The 17,070-nt window shown below is 63.7% G+C and carries 16 protein-coding genes; 9 read left to right on the top strand and 7 right to left on the bottom strand.

The window, feature by feature from the left end; all coding sequences use genetic code 11:
* Nucleotides 1-66: 66 nt before the first annotated feature.
* Nucleotides 67-387, bottom strand: coding sequence for a hypothetical protein (locus QQJ84_RS06690; protein ID WP_284257355.1), 321 nt, complete (start codon nucleotides 385-387; stop codon nucleotides 67-69).
* A gap of 138 nt (nucleotides 388-525) precedes the next feature.
* Between QQJ84_RS06690 and QQJ84_RS06685 the strand changes: the two genes are divergently transcribed.
* From QQJ84_RS06685 to QQJ84_RS06675, 3 genes are all read left to right on the top strand, one after another.
* Nucleotides 526-792 (top strand): hypothetical protein, encoded by a 267-nt coding sequence (locus tag QQJ84_RS06685; protein ID WP_284257354.1) that lies wholly within the window; start codon nucleotides 526-528, stop codon nucleotides 790-792.
* Nucleotides 793-905: 113 nt separating this feature from the next.
* Nucleotides 906-2,351: a bifunctional enoyl-CoA hydratase/phosphate acetyltransferase gene (locus QQJ84_RS06680; RefSeq protein ID WP_284257353.1), complete on the top strand. Its 1,446-nt coding sequence runs from the start codon at nucleotides 906-908 to the stop codon at nucleotides 2,349-2,351.
* The gene (locus QQJ84_RS06675; RefSeq protein WP_284257352.1) at nucleotides 2,344-3,549 is read left to right on the top strand and encodes an acetate/propionate family kinase; all 1,206 of its coding nucleotides are present in this window, start codon (nucleotides 2,344-2,346) and stop codon (nucleotides 3,547-3,549) included. Before QQJ84_RS06680 ends, QQJ84_RS06675 begins: the two co-directional genes overlap by 8 nt.
* Here the strand turns inward: QQJ84_RS06675 and QQJ84_RS06670 are convergent.
* The gene (locus QQJ84_RS06670) at nucleotides 3,536-4,630 is read right to left on the bottom strand and encodes a helix-turn-helix transcriptional regulator (protein WP_284257351.1); all 1,095 of its coding nucleotides are present in this window, start codon (nucleotides 4,628-4,630) and stop codon (nucleotides 3,536-3,538) included. The genes QQJ84_RS06675 and QQJ84_RS06670 overlap by 14 nt on opposite strands.
* Before the next feature lie 101 nt (nucleotides 4,631-4,731).
* Between QQJ84_RS06670 and cysD the strand changes: the two genes are divergently transcribed.
* The 3 genes from cysD to QQJ84_RS06655 are packed head-to-tail and all read left to right on the top strand — an operon-like array spanning nucleotide 4,732 to nucleotide 8,278.
* Nucleotides 4,732-5,646, top strand: coding sequence for a sulfate adenylyltransferase subunit CysD (gene cysD / locus QQJ84_RS06665; protein ID WP_284257350.1), 915 nt, complete (start codon nucleotides 4,732-4,734; stop codon nucleotides 5,644-5,646).
* On the top strand, nucleotides 5,646-7,562 hold the full coding sequence (gene cysN / locus QQJ84_RS06660; protein WP_284257349.1) for a sulfate adenylyltransferase subunit CysN: 1,917 nt from the start codon (nucleotides 5,646-5,648) through the stop codon (nucleotides 7,560-7,562). The genes cysD and cysN overlap by 1 nt, the downstream gene beginning before the upstream one ends.
* A complete protein-coding gene (locus QQJ84_RS06655; RefSeq protein ID WP_284257348.1) occupies nucleotides 7,559-8,278 on the top strand; it encodes a 3'(2'),5'-bisphosphate nucleotidase CysQ in 720 nt (239 codons plus the stop codon). The genes cysN and QQJ84_RS06655 overlap by 4 nt, the downstream gene beginning before the upstream one ends.
* A gap of 2 nt (nucleotides 8,279-8,280) precedes the next feature.
* On the opposite strand, the gene QQJ84_RS06650 is transcribed toward QQJ84_RS06655, so the two are convergent.
* From QQJ84_RS06650 to QQJ84_RS06635, 4 genes are read right to left on the bottom strand one after another with little or no spacing between them, the layout of a single operon-like run.
* Nucleotides 8,281-9,105 (bottom strand): sugar phosphate isomerase/epimerase family protein, encoded by an 825-nt coding sequence (locus QQJ84_RS06650; protein WP_284257347.1) that lies wholly within the window; start codon nucleotides 9,103-9,105, stop codon nucleotides 8,281-8,283.
* 2 nt (nucleotides 9,106-9,107) lie between these two features.
* Nucleotides 9,108-10,364 carry an NAD(P)/FAD-dependent oxidoreductase gene (locus QQJ84_RS06645; protein WP_284257346.1) on the bottom strand — a complete coding sequence of 419 codons (1,257 nt, stop codon included), beginning with the start codon at nucleotides 10,362-10,364 and terminating at the stop codon, nucleotides 9,108-9,110.
* Between the two features lie 11 nt (nucleotides 10,365-10,375).
* Nucleotides 10,376-10,690, bottom strand: a complete 315-nt coding sequence (locus tag QQJ84_RS06640; RefSeq protein WP_284257345.1) for a MocE family 2Fe-2S type ferredoxin — start codon at nucleotides 10,688-10,690, stop codon at nucleotides 10,376-10,378.
* Nucleotides 10,691-10,718: 28 nt separating this feature from the next.
* The gene (locus QQJ84_RS06635) at nucleotides 10,719-11,792 is read right to left on the bottom strand and encodes a fatty acid desaturase family protein (protein WP_284257344.1); all 1,074 of its coding nucleotides are present in this window, start codon (nucleotides 11,790-11,792) and stop codon (nucleotides 10,719-10,721) included.
* A gap of 123 nt (nucleotides 11,793-11,915) precedes the next feature.
* On the opposite strand from QQJ84_RS06635, the gene QQJ84_RS06630 reads away from it, so the two are divergent.
* A complete protein-coding gene (locus tag QQJ84_RS06630; RefSeq protein WP_284257343.1) occupies nucleotides 11,916-12,929 on the top strand; it encodes a LacI family DNA-binding transcriptional regulator in 1,014 nt (337 codons plus the stop codon).
* An 84-nt stretch (nucleotides 12,930-13,013) separates the two neighbouring features.
* Here QQJ84_RS06630 and QQJ84_RS06625 read toward each other — a convergent pair whose 3' ends face one another.
* Nucleotides 13,014-14,261, bottom strand: coding sequence for a Gfo/Idh/MocA family protein (locus tag QQJ84_RS06625; RefSeq protein ID WP_284257342.1), 1,248 nt, complete (start codon nucleotides 14,259-14,261; stop codon nucleotides 13,014-13,016).
* A 220-nt stretch (nucleotides 14,262-14,481) separates the two neighbouring features.
* Between QQJ84_RS06625 and QQJ84_RS06620 the strand changes: the two genes are divergently transcribed.
* Nucleotides 14,482-15,546: a sugar phosphate isomerase/epimerase family protein gene (locus tag QQJ84_RS06620; RefSeq protein WP_284257341.1), complete on the top strand. Its 1,065-nt coding sequence runs from the start codon at nucleotides 14,482-14,484 to the stop codon at nucleotides 15,544-15,546.
* Entirely contained in the window at nucleotides 15,543-16,745 is a 1,203-nt protein-coding gene (locus QQJ84_RS06615; RefSeq protein ID WP_284257340.1) for a Gfo/Idh/MocA family protein, read from the top strand. The genes QQJ84_RS06620 and QQJ84_RS06615 overlap by 4 nt, the downstream gene beginning before the upstream one ends.
* The last annotated feature ends 325 nt before the right edge of the window (nucleotides 16,746-17,070 follow it).

The raw sequence follows: 17,070 nt of genomic DNA, 5'->3' as shown, positions 1-17,070 counted from the left end.
TTCCAAGCAGTTTCAGTTTTTCGGCGGGTTTGGGGTTTCCAGCGCGTTTAGGGTTTCCAGGCGCGATCATTTGCCGCAGCCGCCAAGGGCTTGTGGATTGAGCAGCAGCCAGGCGCCCTGGCCGCGCAACCGCGCGAAGCCATCGCCCGCAACCGGCAGCGCCACCACGATGAACGGCAGCGCGCCCAGGCGCACCACAGGCCCAGCGGACGCGGCGGCCAGCATGGCGCGCGCGCCGCTCCACCAGGGCGGAAACACCGCGGCCACCGGCCCCCGCGCGGCGGGTTGCAGATCTATCCCCACGGCCGCGGCCAGCGAGAAGAGCGCCAGCGCGGACGGCAGGAGCCAGGATGCGGCCGGGTGGCGCGCAGGTCGGGAAGCCTTCATACCCGCAGGTTTAGGCACGAAATGTTTAAGAAACCGCTCCTCGTTCCGCATTGCGTTTTGTTAATGTTGATTCAGGTCAAGCTTTCACCCCCGGTTTCATGCAAAGGTTAAACTCAGCTTTTGCCTGAGGAGACTGCCATGACCGGGAAACCAACGAACCCTTTCGAAGCCTTCCAGATTCCGCAGAACCTGTTCGCCGCGCCGCAGAATTTCATGCCCAGCGGCAAGGCTTTCGAACAGCTTAATCAGATGGCGCGCAACCTCGCCGAGGCGCAGGTCGCCTATGGTCAGGCCTTGATGCGGGCCAACACCGTTTTTCTCAGCGCCCTGTTCGCCCAGGCCGCCCCGGCGGAGGCCGAACGCCCCAGCGAGGCGGCGCGCAAAACCGATGAACGCGCCGCCTGAAGCCAGAGGCCGGAGAACCTGCTGACGCGTTGTTTTGCGGACGACTTTATCCGCTCAAATGATTCCATCTGACCGGATGTTGCTCTAAAGCTCTGAAGTTGCGAGAGGCCTGCATGGATATAAACACCGAAATTATTGAGAACCGGGTTTTCGGCGACATCGCGCCCGGTGATAGCGCCAGCTTGTCGCGCAAGATCACGCTGGACGACATCGCTCTGTTCTCGGTCATTTCCGGGGACATCAACCCGGCGCATCTCGACGCCGAATATGCGGCATCGGGCCTGTTCCACCATATCATCGCCCAGGGCGTGCTCACCGCCGGGCTGATCTCCGCCGTGCTCGGCACCAAGCTGCCGGGGCCGGGGACCATCTATCTCGGCCAGGATTTGCGGTTTCTGGCCCCTGTCAGCCCTGGGGACACGGTTACCGCCACGGTTATCGTGTCGGAGAAAATTGCCCAGAACCATCGTGTTATCCTTGATTGCACCTGCCGCAACCAGGATGGCGCCATCGTCCTGCACGGCACCGCCACGGTGAAGGCGCCGGAGGAGAAGATCAGCCGCCGCGCCATTGTGCTGCCGGAGGTGCGGCTGCTGCGCCATGAGCATTTGCGCAGCCTGCTCAGCCGTGCGGGTGCGGGTTCGCCGCTGCCCACCGCGATCGCGCATCCGTGCGACGAAGTCTCGCTGCTCGCCGCCGTGGAGGCCGCGCGGGCGGGGCTTATCACGCCCATCCTGGTCGGCCCGGCGGACAGAATCCGCGCCACCGCCAAGACCCATGGGCTGGATATCAGCGCCTTCCGCATTGAGCCCACCGCCCACAGCCACCAATCCGCCGCCCGCGCGGTTGAGCTGGTGCGCATGGGGCGGGCCAAGCTGCTGATGAAAGGCTCGTTGCACACCGATGAGCTGCTGCACGAGGTCACCGCCGCGCAGACCGGCCTGCGTACCGGCAAACGCCTCAGCCATGTTTATGTCATGGACGTGCCATCCTACCCCAAGCCTCTGCTGGTGACCGACGCCGCCATCAACATCGCGCCCGATCTGGAAGACAAAACCCACATCATCCAGAATGCCATCGAGCTTGCGCATGTGCTGGGCATCGCCACGCCGCGCGTCGCCATTCTGGCGGCGGTGGAGACCGTGAATCCGGCGATGCAGGCCACGCTGGATGCCGCGGCCTTGTGCAAGATGGCCGAGCGCGGACAGATCACCGGCGCCTTGCTGGATGGGCCCCTCGCCTTTGATAACGCCATCAACGCGACCGCGGCGGCGCAGAAGGGTATTTCCTCGCCGGTCGCGGGGCTGGCGGATATTCTGGTCGTCCCCAGCATCGAGGCTGGCAATATATTGGCCAAGCAGCTCACCTTCCTCGCCAATGCGGACGCTGCCGGCATCGTGCTTGGGGCCAGCGTGCCCATCATCCTGACCAGCCGCGCCGACGATGCGCGCGCGCGCATGGCCTCCTGCGCCCTGGCGGTGATCCTGGCCGGGGCGAAGGCGTTGGTTGCGCCAGAAGCGAATGCGGCGTTCGCTCAAGGAGCGGCGGCGGGTGCCTGACGCGATCCTGACGCTCAACGCCGGGTCTTCCAGCATCAAATTCGCATTGTTTGAAACCGGCCCAGACCTTATCCGCATCGCCGCCGGCGAGGTGGAGAACATCGGCGCCGCGCCGCATCTCTGCATCCACACCGGGGGTAAGCTGGCTCTGGAACATACATGGCCGGACCATGCCCCGCTCACGCATGAGGATCTGCTCGGCGCCCTGTTGGACTGGGTGGACACGCATCTGGGCGAGGACCGCCTGATCGCCTGCGGCCACCGTATCGTCCATGGCGGCGGCAGATTCACCGCTCCCATCCGCCTCACCGCCGCCACCCTGAGCGAGCTGGAGACGTTTGTGGCGCTCGCACCGTTGCATCAGCCGCACAATCTCGCCGCCGTGCGCGCGGTGATGGCGCTGCGCCCCGGCCTGGCGCAGACCGGCAGTTTTGACACGGCCTTCCACCACACACTGCCCGAGGCCGCCGCGCGCTTCGCCCTGCCCCGGCATTTTTATGATGAAGGCGTGCGCCGGTATGGGTTTCATGGCCTCTCATATGAATACATCGCCTCCCGCCTGCCCGTGGTGGCGCCCGGCCTGGCGCGGGGCCGCGTCATCGTTGCGCATCTTGGCAACGGCGCCAGCCTGTGCGCCATGGCGGGGGGAAAATCGGTTGATACCTCCATGGGTTTTACCGCGCTTGATGGGTTGATGATGGGCACCCGCGCCGGCGCCATCGACCCTGGCGTGCTGCTCTACCTCATGCAGTCACGCGGCATGAACGCCGAGGCGCTGACCACCTTGCTCTACAAGCAATCGGGCCTGCTCGGCGTCTCCGGCCTTTCGGGCGATGTGCGCACCCTGCTCGCCAGCCCGGCACCTGAAGCCGCCGAGGCGCTCACACTTTTCGCCGCCACCGCGGCGCGCCACATCGCCGGTCTCATCACCTCGCTCGGCGGGTTGGACGGCCTGATCTTCACGGCGGGGATCGGCGAACATGCCCCGGAGATCCGCGCCGCCATCTGCGCCCGCCTCGGCTGGCTCGGCCTGGCGCTCGCGCCCGAGGCCAACGCCGCCAACGCTCCCCTCATCAGCACCGCCGCCAGCGGTGTCGAGGTTCGCGTGATCCCGGCTGACGAAGAGGCGATGCTGGCCACGCATTGCCGGGAGGTGATCGGCGCGGGGGGGCGGTTGCGGCCGGTCAGGCCAGGGTGATGACGCTGATGAGGATCAGCCGCACGAGATCTGCCTGCCGCCGCGTGCCGGTTTTGGCGTAGACGTTTTTGGAGTAGCTGCGCGCGGTCTCAAGGCTGATGCCGATCTCCTCCGCCGCCTCGGCGATGCTGCGCCCCCGGCTGAGGGCGAGGGCGAGCCGGGCCTCGTTGCGCGACAGACCGAAGAGATCAACGATCTGTTCCACGCGATGCGTGCTCGTCTGCTCATCGCCGTGAATATAGATGATCGTCATGGGGGCGCGGGTCCGGTTTGCGGGCATCGCGCGGTCGGCCGTGGAGAGGACCAATATATCAATCCAGGGTTCGTCCGACAGGTGAATCGCCTGCGGCCGGGCCAGGGGGTTGGCCTCGAAGGTACGCAGCGCCTTCCCCAGCGCGCGGTCCGCCTCCGGCGAGGCGAGCATCAGCCTGCCGCGGGAGGTGCGGCGCAGCACCTGGGAGCGTTGCAGCATCCGCTCGGCGTTGACGTCGAAATCGATCAACTGGCCATCGGCCGCCAGCGACATCCAGCCAAAGTTGAGCCGGTGCAGGGCGTGCTGCGCGACCTCGCTGCGGTAGCGTTCGCGCTCGACCGCGACGAAGGCGCGGACCGCAAGCCCGATATGCCGGGCAAGCGAGCTGAGCAACGCGCCCTCGGCCGCGCCGAACGGCCTGGCCCGGCGCGCGATCACCACCCAGGCCGTGCAGCCGCCCGGCTCGGCCACGCGCATGAGCTGCGCATGCTGGAATTCCCCAAGCTCCGGGTTGCCGGCGTTTTGGGGTGCGGCGGGCGGCTCGCGCAGGTCCTGCAGGTCGTACACCCGGCCGGGCCTCAGCGCATGGTAACGCTGCGGGTCGAGCAGGTAGATGGTCTCGAAGCGCAGGCGGCCGGGATCGCCGGGGGCGCGGGCGAACAGCTCGATCAGCTCATTGAACGGCGCCTCCGCGCGGCGGATGAGGAGGCTTGCGTAATCGGCCTGGGCACGCCGGCGCAGCCGCTCCAGGAATGTGGACCATAGCGGCTGCTCGAACTGCCCCTCGTGGAGGGCTTCGACCATATCCAGTTCGTCGATGCTTCTCATTTCCCGCGATCTCGCCGTTTTGCCCCCATATGGGGGTGGAGCTGAAGGCGAGCGGTTATCATGAGTGCGGAGCGAAAGCAAGAAATTGGAGGGGCATTTCCATGACGGGCGCGGCCAACACGAACCTGACTCACCTACAGCGGCTGGAGGCTGAGTCGATCCATATCATGCGTGAGGTTGTGGCGGAGGCTGAGAAGCCGGTGATGCTGTATTCCGTGGGCAAGGATTCGGCGGTGATGCTGCATCTGGCGCGCAAGGCGTTCTACCCGAGCCCGCCGCCGTTTCCGTTGCTGCATGTGGATACGACTTGGAAGTTCAAGGCAATGTATGAGCTGCGCGACCGCATGGCGCGCGAGAGCGGCATGGAGTTGCTGGTGTACCACAACCCGGAGGCCGCCGAACGGGGGATCAACCCGTTTGACCACGGCGGGCTGCACACGGATATGTGGAAAACCGAAGGGTTGAAGCAGGCGCTGGACAAATACGGCTTTGACGCGGCCTTTGGCGGCGCGCGGCGCGATGAGGAGAAATCGCGCGCGAAGGAGCGGATTTTCTCGTTCCGCTCCGCCAACCACCGCTGGGACCCGAAAAACCAGCGCCCGGAGCTGTGGAATTTATATAACGCGCGCAAGGCCAAGGGCGAGAGCATCCGCGTGTTTCCGATTTCCAACTGGACCGAGCTTGATATCTGGCAATATATCCATTTGGAGAACATCCCGATCGTGCCGCTGTATTTCGCGGCGAAGCGGCCGGTGGTGCAGCGCGATGGCTTGACCATCATGGTCGATGACGAGCGCTTCCGCCTGCGCCCCGGCGAGGTGCCGGAGATGAAATCCGTGCGTTTCCGCACGCTGGGCTGCTACCCGCTCACCGGCGCCGTGGAATCCGAGGCGACCACGCTGCCGCAGGTGATCCAGGAGATGCTGCTGACCACGACATCCGAGCGTCAGGGCCGCGCCATTGACCACGACCAGGCGGCCAGCATGGAGAAGAAGAAACAGGAGGGGTATTTCTGATGTCCGTTAGCACCACAAAAGAGTCCTCCTATCAGACCGATGCGCTGATCGCCGCGGATATTGACGCGTATCTGGTGCAGCACCAGCACAAATCGCTGCTGCGCTTCATCACCTGCGGCTCGGTGGATGACGGCAAATCGACGCTGATCGGGCGGTTGCTGTATGATTCGAAGATGATCTTCGAGGATCAACTGGCGGCACTTGAGGCGGATTCCAAACGGGCCGGCACGCAGGGGCAGAATATTGATTTTGCGCTGCTGGTGGATGGCCTCGCGGCCGAGCGCGAGCAGGGTATTACCATCGATGTCGCCTACCGGTTTTTTGCCACCGAGAAGCGCAAGTTCATCGTCGCCGACACGCCCGGCCATGAGCAATATACGCGCAACATGGTCACCGGCGCCTCGACGGCCGACCTGGCGGTGATTTTGATCGATGCCCGCAAGGGGGTGCTGACGCAGACGCGGCGGCATTCCTACCTCGCGCATCTCATCGGCATCAAGAACATCGTATTGGCGGTGAACAAGATGGACCTGATCGGCTACGATCAGGCGAAATATGATGCGATTGTCGCCGATTATACGAAGTTCGCGCAGAGCATCGGCATCAAGGAATTCACCCCGATGCCGATCTCCGGCTTCATGGGCGACAACATCACCACCAAATCGGAGAACACGCCGTGGTATGATGGCGTGCCGTTGATCGCGCATTTGGAGGCGGTTGAGCTTGATGTCACGGCGGACCAGGCCAAACCGTTCCGCATGCCGGTGCAGTGGGTGAACCGGCCTAATCTGGACTTCCGTGGCTTCTCTGGGCTGATTGCCAGCGGTGCGGTGCGGCCGGGCGATGCCGTGCGGGTGCTGCCGTCGGGTAAGACCTCGACGATTACGCGCATTGTCACCATCGGTGGCGATCTGGACCAGGCGGTGGCCGGGCAATCTGTGACGTTGTGCTTCGCCGATGAGGTGGATTGCTCACGCGGCGATGTGATCAGCATTGCCGATGCGCCACCGGAAGTGGCGGACCAGTTCGAGGCCGTGATTGTATGGATGGCCGATGAAGCGTTGATCCCCGGCCGGCCCTATTGGCTGAAGCTTGGCACGCAGACGGTGACCGCCACGGTGCAGGCGCCGAAATATCAGGTGAATGTAAACACCATGGAGCATATGGCGGCGAAGACGCTGGAGCTGAACGCCATCGGCGTGACCAACCTCGCCACCGACCGGCCGATCCCCTTTGAGCCGTATGAGGCCAACCGCACGCTCGGCGGGTTTATCCTCATCGACAAGATCACCAACGCCACGGTGGCGGCGGGCATGCTGCATTTCGCGCTGCGGCGCTCGCAGAATGTGCATTGGCAGGCGCTGGATATTTCCCGCGAGACGCATGCCAGCCTGAAGAACCAGAAGCCGGCGGTGCTGTGGTTCACCGGCCTCTCGGGGGCGGGCAAATCCACCATCGCCAATCTGGTCGAGAAGAAACTGGTGCGCATGAACCGGCATACCTTCCTGCTCGACGGCGATAATGTGCGCCATGGGCTGAACAAGGACCTCGGCTTTACCGAAGCTGACCGGATCGAGAACATCCGCCGCGTGGGCGAGGTGGCGAAGCTGATGACCGATGCGGGGCTGATCGTGATCACCGCGTTCATCAGCCCGTTCCGCGCCGAGCGGCAGATGGTGCGCGAGATGATGGCGGGCGGCGAGTTCATCGAAATTCACATCGACACGCCATTGGCCGAGGCCGAGGCGCGCGACGTGAAGGGGCTGTATAAAAAAGCCCGCAGCGGGGCGCTGAAGAATTTCACCGGCATCGACAGCCCCTACGAGCCGCCGCAGACACCGGAGATACGGATTGACACGACAAAGCTGACGCCGGAGCAGGCGGTGGATATCATCATCGAAAGGCTGATCCCATGAACGATACAGAGCTGGCCAGGCATCTGGCCGATACGGCGGGCAAATTGCTGCTGACCTTGCAGCAATCGGGGTTGTTCGGGGAGAAGGCGCTGGGCAAGGCGGGGGACCGTGTGGCCAATGCGTTCATCATGGAGGCGTTGAAAAGCCAGAGGCCGGATGATGCGATTCTCTCGGAAGAGGAGAAGGACAATGCGGCGCGCTTGAGTGCCAGCCGGGTTTGGATTGTTGATCCGCTGGACGGCACGCGCGAATATGGCGAGGCGCGCACGGATTGGGCTGTGCATATCGCGCTGGCGATTGACGGCGCGCCGGTCGTGGGCGCGGTGGCGCTGCCGGGGCTGGGGCTGACGCTGACCTCGGCGGCGGGGCATGTGGTGCCACCGGCGGGCGCCACGCCGCGCATGCTGGTGAGCCGCACGCGGCCGGCGGCGGAGGCGGTGGCGGTGGCGCGGGCTTTGGGCGCCGAGCTGGTGCCGATGGGCTCGGCGGGGGCGAAGGCGATGGCGGTGTTGCGCGGCGAGGCGGATATCTATCTGCATTCCGGCGGGCAATATGAGTGGGACAATTGCGCGCCCGCCGCCGTGGCGCTGGCGGCGGGGCTGCATGTGAGCCGGATTGATGGCTCGCCCCTGGTTTATAACAACGAAAATCCGTATCTGCCGGATTTGCTGATTTGCAGAAAGGAAGATGCCGGGAGGGTGCTCGGGCTGCTGTGAGATCAGCCGCTCCAGAGGTTGCGCGCCATCTCCTTCAGCAATAGGGCCTCGCGCCAGCGGTCTGTCAGGTCCTCATTGTCTGGCCCGGTAATGGAATAGGGGGCCGGGCCCAGCTCACAGGTGAACGATAGGGTGGCATCGCGCGGCGCGCGGTTTCGCCAATTGATGAAGCCCGCGCGCCACCAGGTTTCAAATTGCGCAACCCAGGGCTGGTGCTGCGGAAAACTGATTGGCACCTGCACCTGATGCGATGCGGCGACGCGGCCGTGAAACGCCCAGGCGTGATCCAGAATGCGGGTAATCATGGCGTCTGTCTCCGGGGAGACCGGCAGTTCCACCTCGCGTGCGTTTACATAGTGCGAAAGATCGGCGGTAAAGCGCAGGCCGGGAAAGGCCTCAAGAAGTTGCATGGTAAACAGCAGATCATTGGTCATGCGGCCGCGATGGGTCTCGACATTGACGGCGACGCCGGTTTTTTCCGCGAGCCGCTGCCAGCCTTCCAGAAGCGGGAGGCACTCATTCACCGTCATCGGGCAGGCCATGGCCTGAATGGTGATGTGGTGGCAGCCGAATTCTTCCGCCATGGCGAGCGCGGGCTCCAGATCGGCAACGCTGCGCGGAAAAACCTGACCCTCGATGGCCAGCCCATGCTCACGCAGAAGCGCCATCAGGGGGGCGGCATGGGCCCGGTCGTAGAAATGGTCGGTGACGCCATCAAAACCGGCGGCCGCGATTCGCGCGATTTTTTCCGGGAGGCTTGGCTCGCCGGTTTGGCCGCGCAAACGCTGCATGCCCCAAAGGGATTGAAAGATGAGGAGTTTTTGCATCGTCAGGCAACCGCCGCGCGGGGTTGCAAAAATGTCTTGAGTTTGACGGACGGGTTGGCCAGGGCCGCGGGATCTGGGCTGGCGCCTGATTCGATGAGCATTTCAGCGAGCCGAATATCGCGCGCGACTTTGCCGATGGGGCCGAAGGCGCTTGCGCCCACCAGGCAGCCATCCCTTAGGTGAAACAGGAAGGGCATGCCATCGATGTCGCGGGTCACGGTCTGGTTGCCTTCATCGGGCAGGCCGCTGATTTGCAATGTGCTGCCGTGCTGGTCCGACCAGAACCAGGGAACCGTTGCGAAAGCCGCCGTCTCGCCCAGCAGGGAGCCCGCGGCATGCCGCCCTTGGTCCTGCGCGTTGCGCCAGGCTTCAAGACGCAGGCGGCGGCCGCTGAAAACGGGATGTGGAAAGGAGCAGCAATCGCCCGCGGCAAAAATGAGGGGGTCTTCGGTCGCGAGCCGGCCATCGACACGGATGCCGTTTTCAACGGGCAGGCCGGCCGCTTCGGCGAGAGCGGTTTCGGGAATGGCGCCGATGCCGGCAATGATGGCGTCTGCCTCCAATTCGCGGCCATCGGCGAGGATGACGGCGCATCCGTTCGGGCGTTGCTCGATCGCCGTGAGGCCGATGCCTTCAATGATGGTGATGCCCGCGGCGCGATGCTCGGCGGCCACGAGCGCGGCGATTTGCGCCGGTACGGCGCGGCCGAGAATGCGCGGCGCCATTTCGACCACCGTGACATCGCAGCCGCGCTCCAGGGCGCTGGCCGCCATTTCCAGGCCGATGAAGCCGCCGCCGATCACGGCAAGGCGGAGGCCGGGCGCGAGCCGGTTGCGCAAGGCCATGGCGTCGCCAAAACTACGCAGATAGAGCACCCCGTTTTGTTCGGCGCCCGGCAATGGCAGGGTGCGCGGCCGGGCGCCGGTTGCGAGCAACAGGCGGGAGTAGCGCAGGGCGGTGCCGTCGCGCAGATGCACTTCCTGGGAAGCGCGATCAATGCGCGTTGCCGTGTTACCCGCGCGATAGGAGATGTTCTGCGCGGCCAGCGTGCCGGCGCCGCCGATGAGCGTGGGGGCTGGCGGTTCCGGTGCCGTTTGCACGGTCTTTGAGAGTGGCGGGCGCTCGTAGGGCAAATGGCTTTCGGCGCCGAGGAGGGTGATGGGCCCGGCATAGTGCTTCTCGCGCAAGGTGAGGGCCGCGCGGGTGCCGGCTTCTCCGGCGCCGATAATGACGATTCCGGGATCTGGTGTTGTTTGCATGAACGGACGCCTTAGCCGAGGTTGATGAAGACGCGGCCTTCCTCGACCTTCACGCCGAAGGTCCGCAGATTGATGCAGGCGGGCGCGCCCTTGGCCTGGCCGGTGGGGATATCGAAACGGCCGTTATGTTTGGGGCATTCGATGATGCGGCCCATGACCAGCCCATCCGCGAGATGCACATTCTCATGCGTGCAGAAGCCGCCGGTGGCGAAGTAGCGGTCATCCTCCAGCCGGTAGATGGCGAAACTCTGGCCCGCGTGATCAAAGCGGATGGTGTCCTCTTCCTCGATGTCGTTCACGGCGCAGGCATCAACCCAATGTTCCATTATATTCCTCCAAAATATCTTTATGTGTTCAGGCGGGCTGGGCGGCGTAATCAACCGCCGGCGCGGCGGATGGCAGGTGGCGCCGGACATGATAATCCGGGTCATGGCGCTGCTTGCGCAAGGCGGGGATGATTTCGCGGTATGCGGCGATGATGCTGGGGTAGGGCGCGGGGCATTGCGATTTGATCGCGGCATGCAGCGCGGGCAGCGCGTGGTAGGGCACCATGGGGAACATGTGGTGCTCGACGTGGTAATTCATGTTCCAATAGATGAAACGCGAAACCGGGTTCATGTAGACGGTGCGGCTGTTCAGGCGATGGTCGAGCACATCCTCGGAAAGACCGGCGTGCTGGGTGATGCCGTAGACGATGGTGAGGCCGCCGCCGTAGAGCGTGGGCAGCCCGGCGAGCATTGCTGGAATCCAGCTATGCAGGACAAATGAGAGGGCCGCGATGGCAACAAGAATGGCGATGTAGACGCGGGCGGTGAAGAATACCTTATGCCGCTCCATCTCTGGGATGAAGGTCTGCTCCTCGGCTGTGAGCCGGCCGGTGGCGTGGATGGCGAGCTTCTGCAGAGCGGCGATGGTTGACTTGATGGCGAAGAAATTGAGCAGGAGGCCCGCGAAATCAGGAGGGCGCTTTACGGAAATCTCCGGGTCGCGCCCGACGATAATGGTATCGGTATGATGGCGCGTATGGCTCCAGCGCCAGACCGCAGGCTCACGCATGATCATGAAACAGGCGAGCTGATAAACGGCGTTATTCATCCAGGCTGTTTTGAAGGCGGTGCCGTGGCTGCATTCATGCCAGCGCGAATCCGAGGCGGAGCCGTAGAGGACGCCGTAGACGATGAAAAACGGCACGGCCAGCCAGCTGCCCCAGAAATGGACGCCCAGCACGGCGCAGAGCGCCATGGTGCCGAGCCAGATCGCAGTGTCGCGAATGGCGGGGCCGTCCTTGCGGCGCATCAGCTCTTTCATCTGTTTGCGTGAGATGGTGGCCTGATGCCAATCTGCCGATGCAAGGCCCCGCGCTTCGGCGCGGCGCGCCTCCTCACCTGTCAGGCTGTAATCGCGCTGATTTATGGTTGTTGTTGACACTGACTCCCCCTACGGATGCAATTTCAGCTTCTATAGCGATGACGCCGCCCTTGCTGGACGGAACATTTGATGGATTTCCATCAATTCGCTATTCTGCCCCTGAGAAGAATAACGGAGGCGGCGATGGACCGGCGTAAGACCCGCCATGGCTTGGAAGATGTGGCGAAGCGCGCGGGGGTGGGGGTTGCGACCGTTGACCGCGTTCTGAACGAGCGGGGCAGCGTCTCGGCCATGACCGAACAGCGTGTTCTGGAGGCTGCGCGGGCGCTCGGGCTGCGCCGGATTTTGCCCGCGCCGCATTCGCGGCAGTTGCGCATCGAGGTGATGCTGGCACCTCCGGTCTCGCCGTTCATGAAACGCCTGAGCATGGCCGTGAGCCAGGTCGCCGCGACGCTGGACCGCTCGATTACCGTGTTGCGATCCAGCATCGAGATGACGGACCCGGCGCGGGTCGCGGCTCGGATCATGAGTTGCCGGGCGGATGGCATCGTCGTCTATTGCGAGGAGCATCCAGCGAACATCGCTGCCATCGCGGCCGCGGCCGCCGCCGGGAGGCCGGTGATCTGCATTGTGACGGATGTGCCGGATTCGCCGCGCATGGCCTATGTGGGCATCGACCACGGCAAGGCCGGCCGGACCGCGGGCTTTTTCGCGGCGCGCATGGGGCGCCGCGAGGGGGTGGCGCTCGTTATCGCGGCCAGCGCGGGTTTTCGGGCTCATAAGCAGCGGATCGACGGATTCCGCGCCGCATTGGCGCTGCATGCGCCGGATGTTGCCGTGGCGCCCGTGGTCATGACGCATGACGATCCTGAGTTGGCGTATCGTCATGTCGCGCAGGCTCTGCGGGAGCGGCCGGAGCTCGTGACAATCTACAATACCGGCGGCGGCAACGAAGGCGTGGGCCATGCCCTGCGCGATAGGGGGCAGGGCCGCGCGATCATGTTCGCGGGCCATGAATTGACGGAGGAGAGCGCGGCCCTGTTGAAGGAGGGGCTCATGACCATGACCATAGACCAGGCGCCGGAGCTACAGGCGCGGCGCGCGATTGATATCATGATCAGCCGGATCAGGGGCGGCGCGGATCAGCCGGGCGGCAACGATATTGCCTTCACCCTGCACACGGTGGAAAATTGCTGAGATGATCTTTTGCCTGACCGCCGCAAGGCTTCCGCCCCGGCGCGCCTGGAGGAAACAGGGCGCTGCCTGTTTCCTCCAGGGCGTTCACACATAGGCTGGTTTGACCCAGCCCATCTGGCCTGCTTCGTGGGAGTCTACCACCGCGTCCACGAAGGCCACACCTTTCAGCCCGTCATAGCCTGCCGGTACGGCCTGGCCGATCGGCCCAGGGTCCCGCCCTTCGCGGCCGGCGCGGATCACCTCCGCGAAGCCGCCGTAGAGATTGGCAAAAGCCTCGATATAGCCTTCAGGATGGCCCGGCGGTGTTCTTGTTCGCGCCTGCGCGCCGGTGCCTGATGCCGCGTTCGCGCGCTTGATCGTTACCGGGTGGCCGTTCAGCGGCGCATGCACCAGCACGTTCGGTTCCTCCTGGAACCAGGACAGGCTGCCCGTTTCGCCGAACACGCGCAGCCGGATGCCATTTGAGGAGCCGATTGCCACTTGCGATGACCAGAGCAGCCCGCGCGCCCCGCCCTCATAGCGCAGCATTACATGGGCGTTGTCGTCCAGCACGCGGCCGCCGACGAAAGTTGCCAGGTCCGCGCAGAGGGATTCGAGCTTCAGCCCGGTGACGAAGCCGGCGAGGTGATAGGCATGGGTGCCGATATCGCCGATGCTGCCGCCACGGCCGGAGCGTTTCGGGTCAGTGCGCCAGCTTGCCTGCTGGTTGCCGCCCTGCTCGATCGCGGTTGCCATCCATTCCAGCGGATATTCCACCTGCACGACGCGCACCTTGCCGATTTTGCCAGCCGCCACCATGGCCCGTGCCTCATGCACCAGCGGATAGCCGCTGTAGGTATAGGTCACGCCCAGGAACCGGCCGGTCTCCCCGGCGATTTGCACCAGCTTCACCGCGTCCTCCTGTGTGGTGGTCAGCGGTTTTTCGCAAATCACGTCGAACCCGGCTTGCAGAAACGCCGCGGCGATGGGGAAATGCGTGTGGTTGGGCGTGCAGATCGCCACGACATCGATGCGATCGGCGCGCTGGCGCTCCGCCTCGATCATCTCCTGATAATCACCATACGAGCGGCCGGAGTCGATAAAGACCTCCGCCGCGAAGGCCTTGCCTTTTTCCGGGTCGACATCGAAGGCGCCGGCCACCAGCTCATACTGGCCGTCCAGACGGGCGGCATAACGGTGAATGCCGCCGATATAGGCGCCGTGCCCGCCGCCCACCATGCCCAGCCGTAAACGCCGCGCCAACGTGCCGGTGATTGCATTATCAAGTGACATCGCTTCTACTTCCCTGTTCACGCCATGGCGGGCGCCGCGCCATGGCACATCGCGCCTCATGGCTGTTTTTCACCTATTGACAACTCCCGCCCTCGGGATGCAAAAATTATTGCAAGTACCATGATTTGTCAATTATCATTCCAAGAAATCGTCAGCAAGCGGCATGGGGCCTCTCCCGTGCCAGAGGAGGAAAGCCAATGTCAGCGGAGTTCAACACCGCATCGGGGCCTGCGCGCGCCACCACACGCTATTCCAGAATAACAGCCGCGAGCGCATTGTCATGAGAACCATCAAGGGCCCTGGCGTGTTTCTCGCGCAGTTCGCGCGCGACGAGGCGCCGTTCAACAACATCGAGGGGCTTGCGCGCTGGGCGGCGGGCAAGGGGTTCAAGGGCGTGCAGATCCCGACCTGGGACAAGCGCGCCATCAACCTGGAACTGGCGGCCGAAAGCCAGGATTATTGCGACGAATATAAGGGCAAACTCGCCGCGCACGGGCTGGTGGTCACCGAGTTGGCCAGCCATCTGCAGGGCCAGCTTGTGGCGTTGCATCCGGCCTTTGATCTGCCGGCCGATTCCTTCGCGCCCCCCCACCTGCGCAATAACCCGAAAGCGCGGCAGGAATGGGCGGTAAACCAGCTTCACCTCGCCGCCCGCGCCTCGGCGCGTTTTGGCATAGACCGGCATGTAACTTTCAGCGGCACACTGCTCTGGCCCTATCTCTACCCCTTTCCGCAATGGCCGGATGGGCTGATTGATGAGGGATTCGACGAACTAGCGAAACGCTGGCTGCCGATTTTGGATGCGTTCGGGCATAACGGCGTGGATCTCTGCTTTGAGATTCATCCCACCGAGGATCTGCATGACGGGCTGACCTTCGAGATGTTCCTGGCGCGCGTGAACAACCATCCGCGCTGCAACATCATGTACGACCCGAGCCATCTGCTTTTGCAATCGCTCGATTATCTGGCCTATATCGATCATTATCACGAGCGGATCAAAATGTTCCACGTCAAGGACGCGGAGTTCCGCCCGACGGGCAAGACGGGCGCCTATGGCGGATTTCAGCCCTGGGTCAGCCGGGCCGGGCGGTTCCGCTCGCCGGGCGACGGGCAGATCGACTTCAAGGGCATTTTCTCCAAGCTCACCGGCTATGATTACGATGGCTGGGCGGTGCTGGAATGGGAATGCTGCCTGAAGAACTCCGAGGACGGCGCGGCGGAAGGAGCGCGCTTCATCCGCGACCATATCATCGGGGTTTCAACCCATGCCTTCGATGATTTCGTGAAGGCGGAAGCCAGCAGCCAGCTCAACCGCAAGATCATCGGCCTGGAGGAACTGGCGTGAACGCGTGGCATAAAGGCGAAGCCGCGGATGAGCTGGCGTTTCCCAAGCCCAAGCGCCGGTTGCGCCTGGGCATTGCCGGCGGCGGGCAGGGGGCGTTCATCGGCCCTGTCCACGCCAACGGCGCGCGGCTTTCCGGCCGTTGGGAGGTGGTTGCCGGCGCGCTCTCCTCGCGGCCTGAAATCGCCCGCCAATCAGGCCGCGACTGGTTTTTGGCCGAGGATCGCATCTATACCGACTATCGGGTGATGGCGGCGGCCGAGGCGGCGCGCGCGGATGGGATTGATGCCGTGGCGATCACCACGCCCAATGCGTCACATCATCCCATCGCGCGCGCTTTCATGGAGCATGGCATCGATGTGATCTCCGACAAACCCTTGACCGTGACGCTGGAAGAGGCGCTGGACCTCGTGCGGCTGCAGCGCGAAACCGGACTCGTTTTTGGCGTGACCTACAGCTTTTCAGGGCACGCGATGGTGCGGCAGGCCCGGCAGATGATCGCGCAAGGCGCCATCGGCGCGGTGCGGCAGGTGCATGTGGAATATTTCCAGGAATGGGCGATGGACGTCGCGGATGCCTGGCGGTTGGATTCCGCCAAGGGTGGGCCCACCTTCACCACCGGTGATATCGGCACGCATGCGCATCACCTCGCCTGCTTTGTCACCGGGCTGGAGATGACCGCCTTGCGCGCGGATTTTCTGGTCACGGGCTCGCCCAAGCCAAAGGAGGACACGGCCTTCATGCATGTCCGCTTCGCGGGCGATGTTGCCGGCACGCTGATGGTCAGCCAGGCCGCCGCAGGCACGCAATGCGGATTGCGCCTGCGGGTATTTGGCGAAACCGGTGGATTGGAATGGGACCAGGAGAATCCTGAATATCTGCGTTTCAACCAGGTTGGCATGCCAGCGCAGATCATCTCACGCGGGCTGGGTGGCGGAATGGGCGTGGAGGCCAGCCGCTTCGTGCGCATGCCGCGCGGCCATCCCGAGGCGCTGAGCGATGCATGGGCCAATCTCTACACGGAATTCGCTATCGCCATCGAGGCCCGGCGGGATGGCAGAACCTTGCCCGAGGCCCTGCTGCGTTACCCCACCGTGCTGGACGGCGCGAAGGGCATGAAGTTCATCGAGGCGGCGGCACACTCCGCCGCCCATGGCGGCAGCTGGACCGATTGCCTGCTGGAATATTCAGCTATTCGTTGAATATTCCAGCGTTTTGTTTAAGCGTTCTGCGGCATGTTAGACGCATACTGCGCCAGAGCATGATCGCTTTAATTGCGATCAGGCTCTGGCCATTTTTCTGAGGGCGATTCACGCTTTCGGCTCGCTCGGTTGAGCGAACCTCAAACGATCGCACTCTAGAGCGTGATTGCCTCACGTCAATCACGCTCTACCTTATGTTTTACGATCAATTTCATTGGTTTAGCTTGAATCGGGTGATTCAAGCTAAACCAATATTGATCTAGCATTACAGTTGTGATTTTTTGGTTGCGAAGCGGCTTAATCTCTGAATCAATGGGTCACCATG

The sequence above is a fragment of the Acidocella aquatica genome, from assembly GCF_030160635.1.
Lineage (GTDB): Bacteria > Pseudomonadota > Alphaproteobacteria > Acetobacterales > Acetobacteraceae > Acidocella > Acidocella aquatica.
Note: the sequence above shows the minus strand (reverse complement) of the source record. Positions and strands in the feature narration are given on the sequence as shown.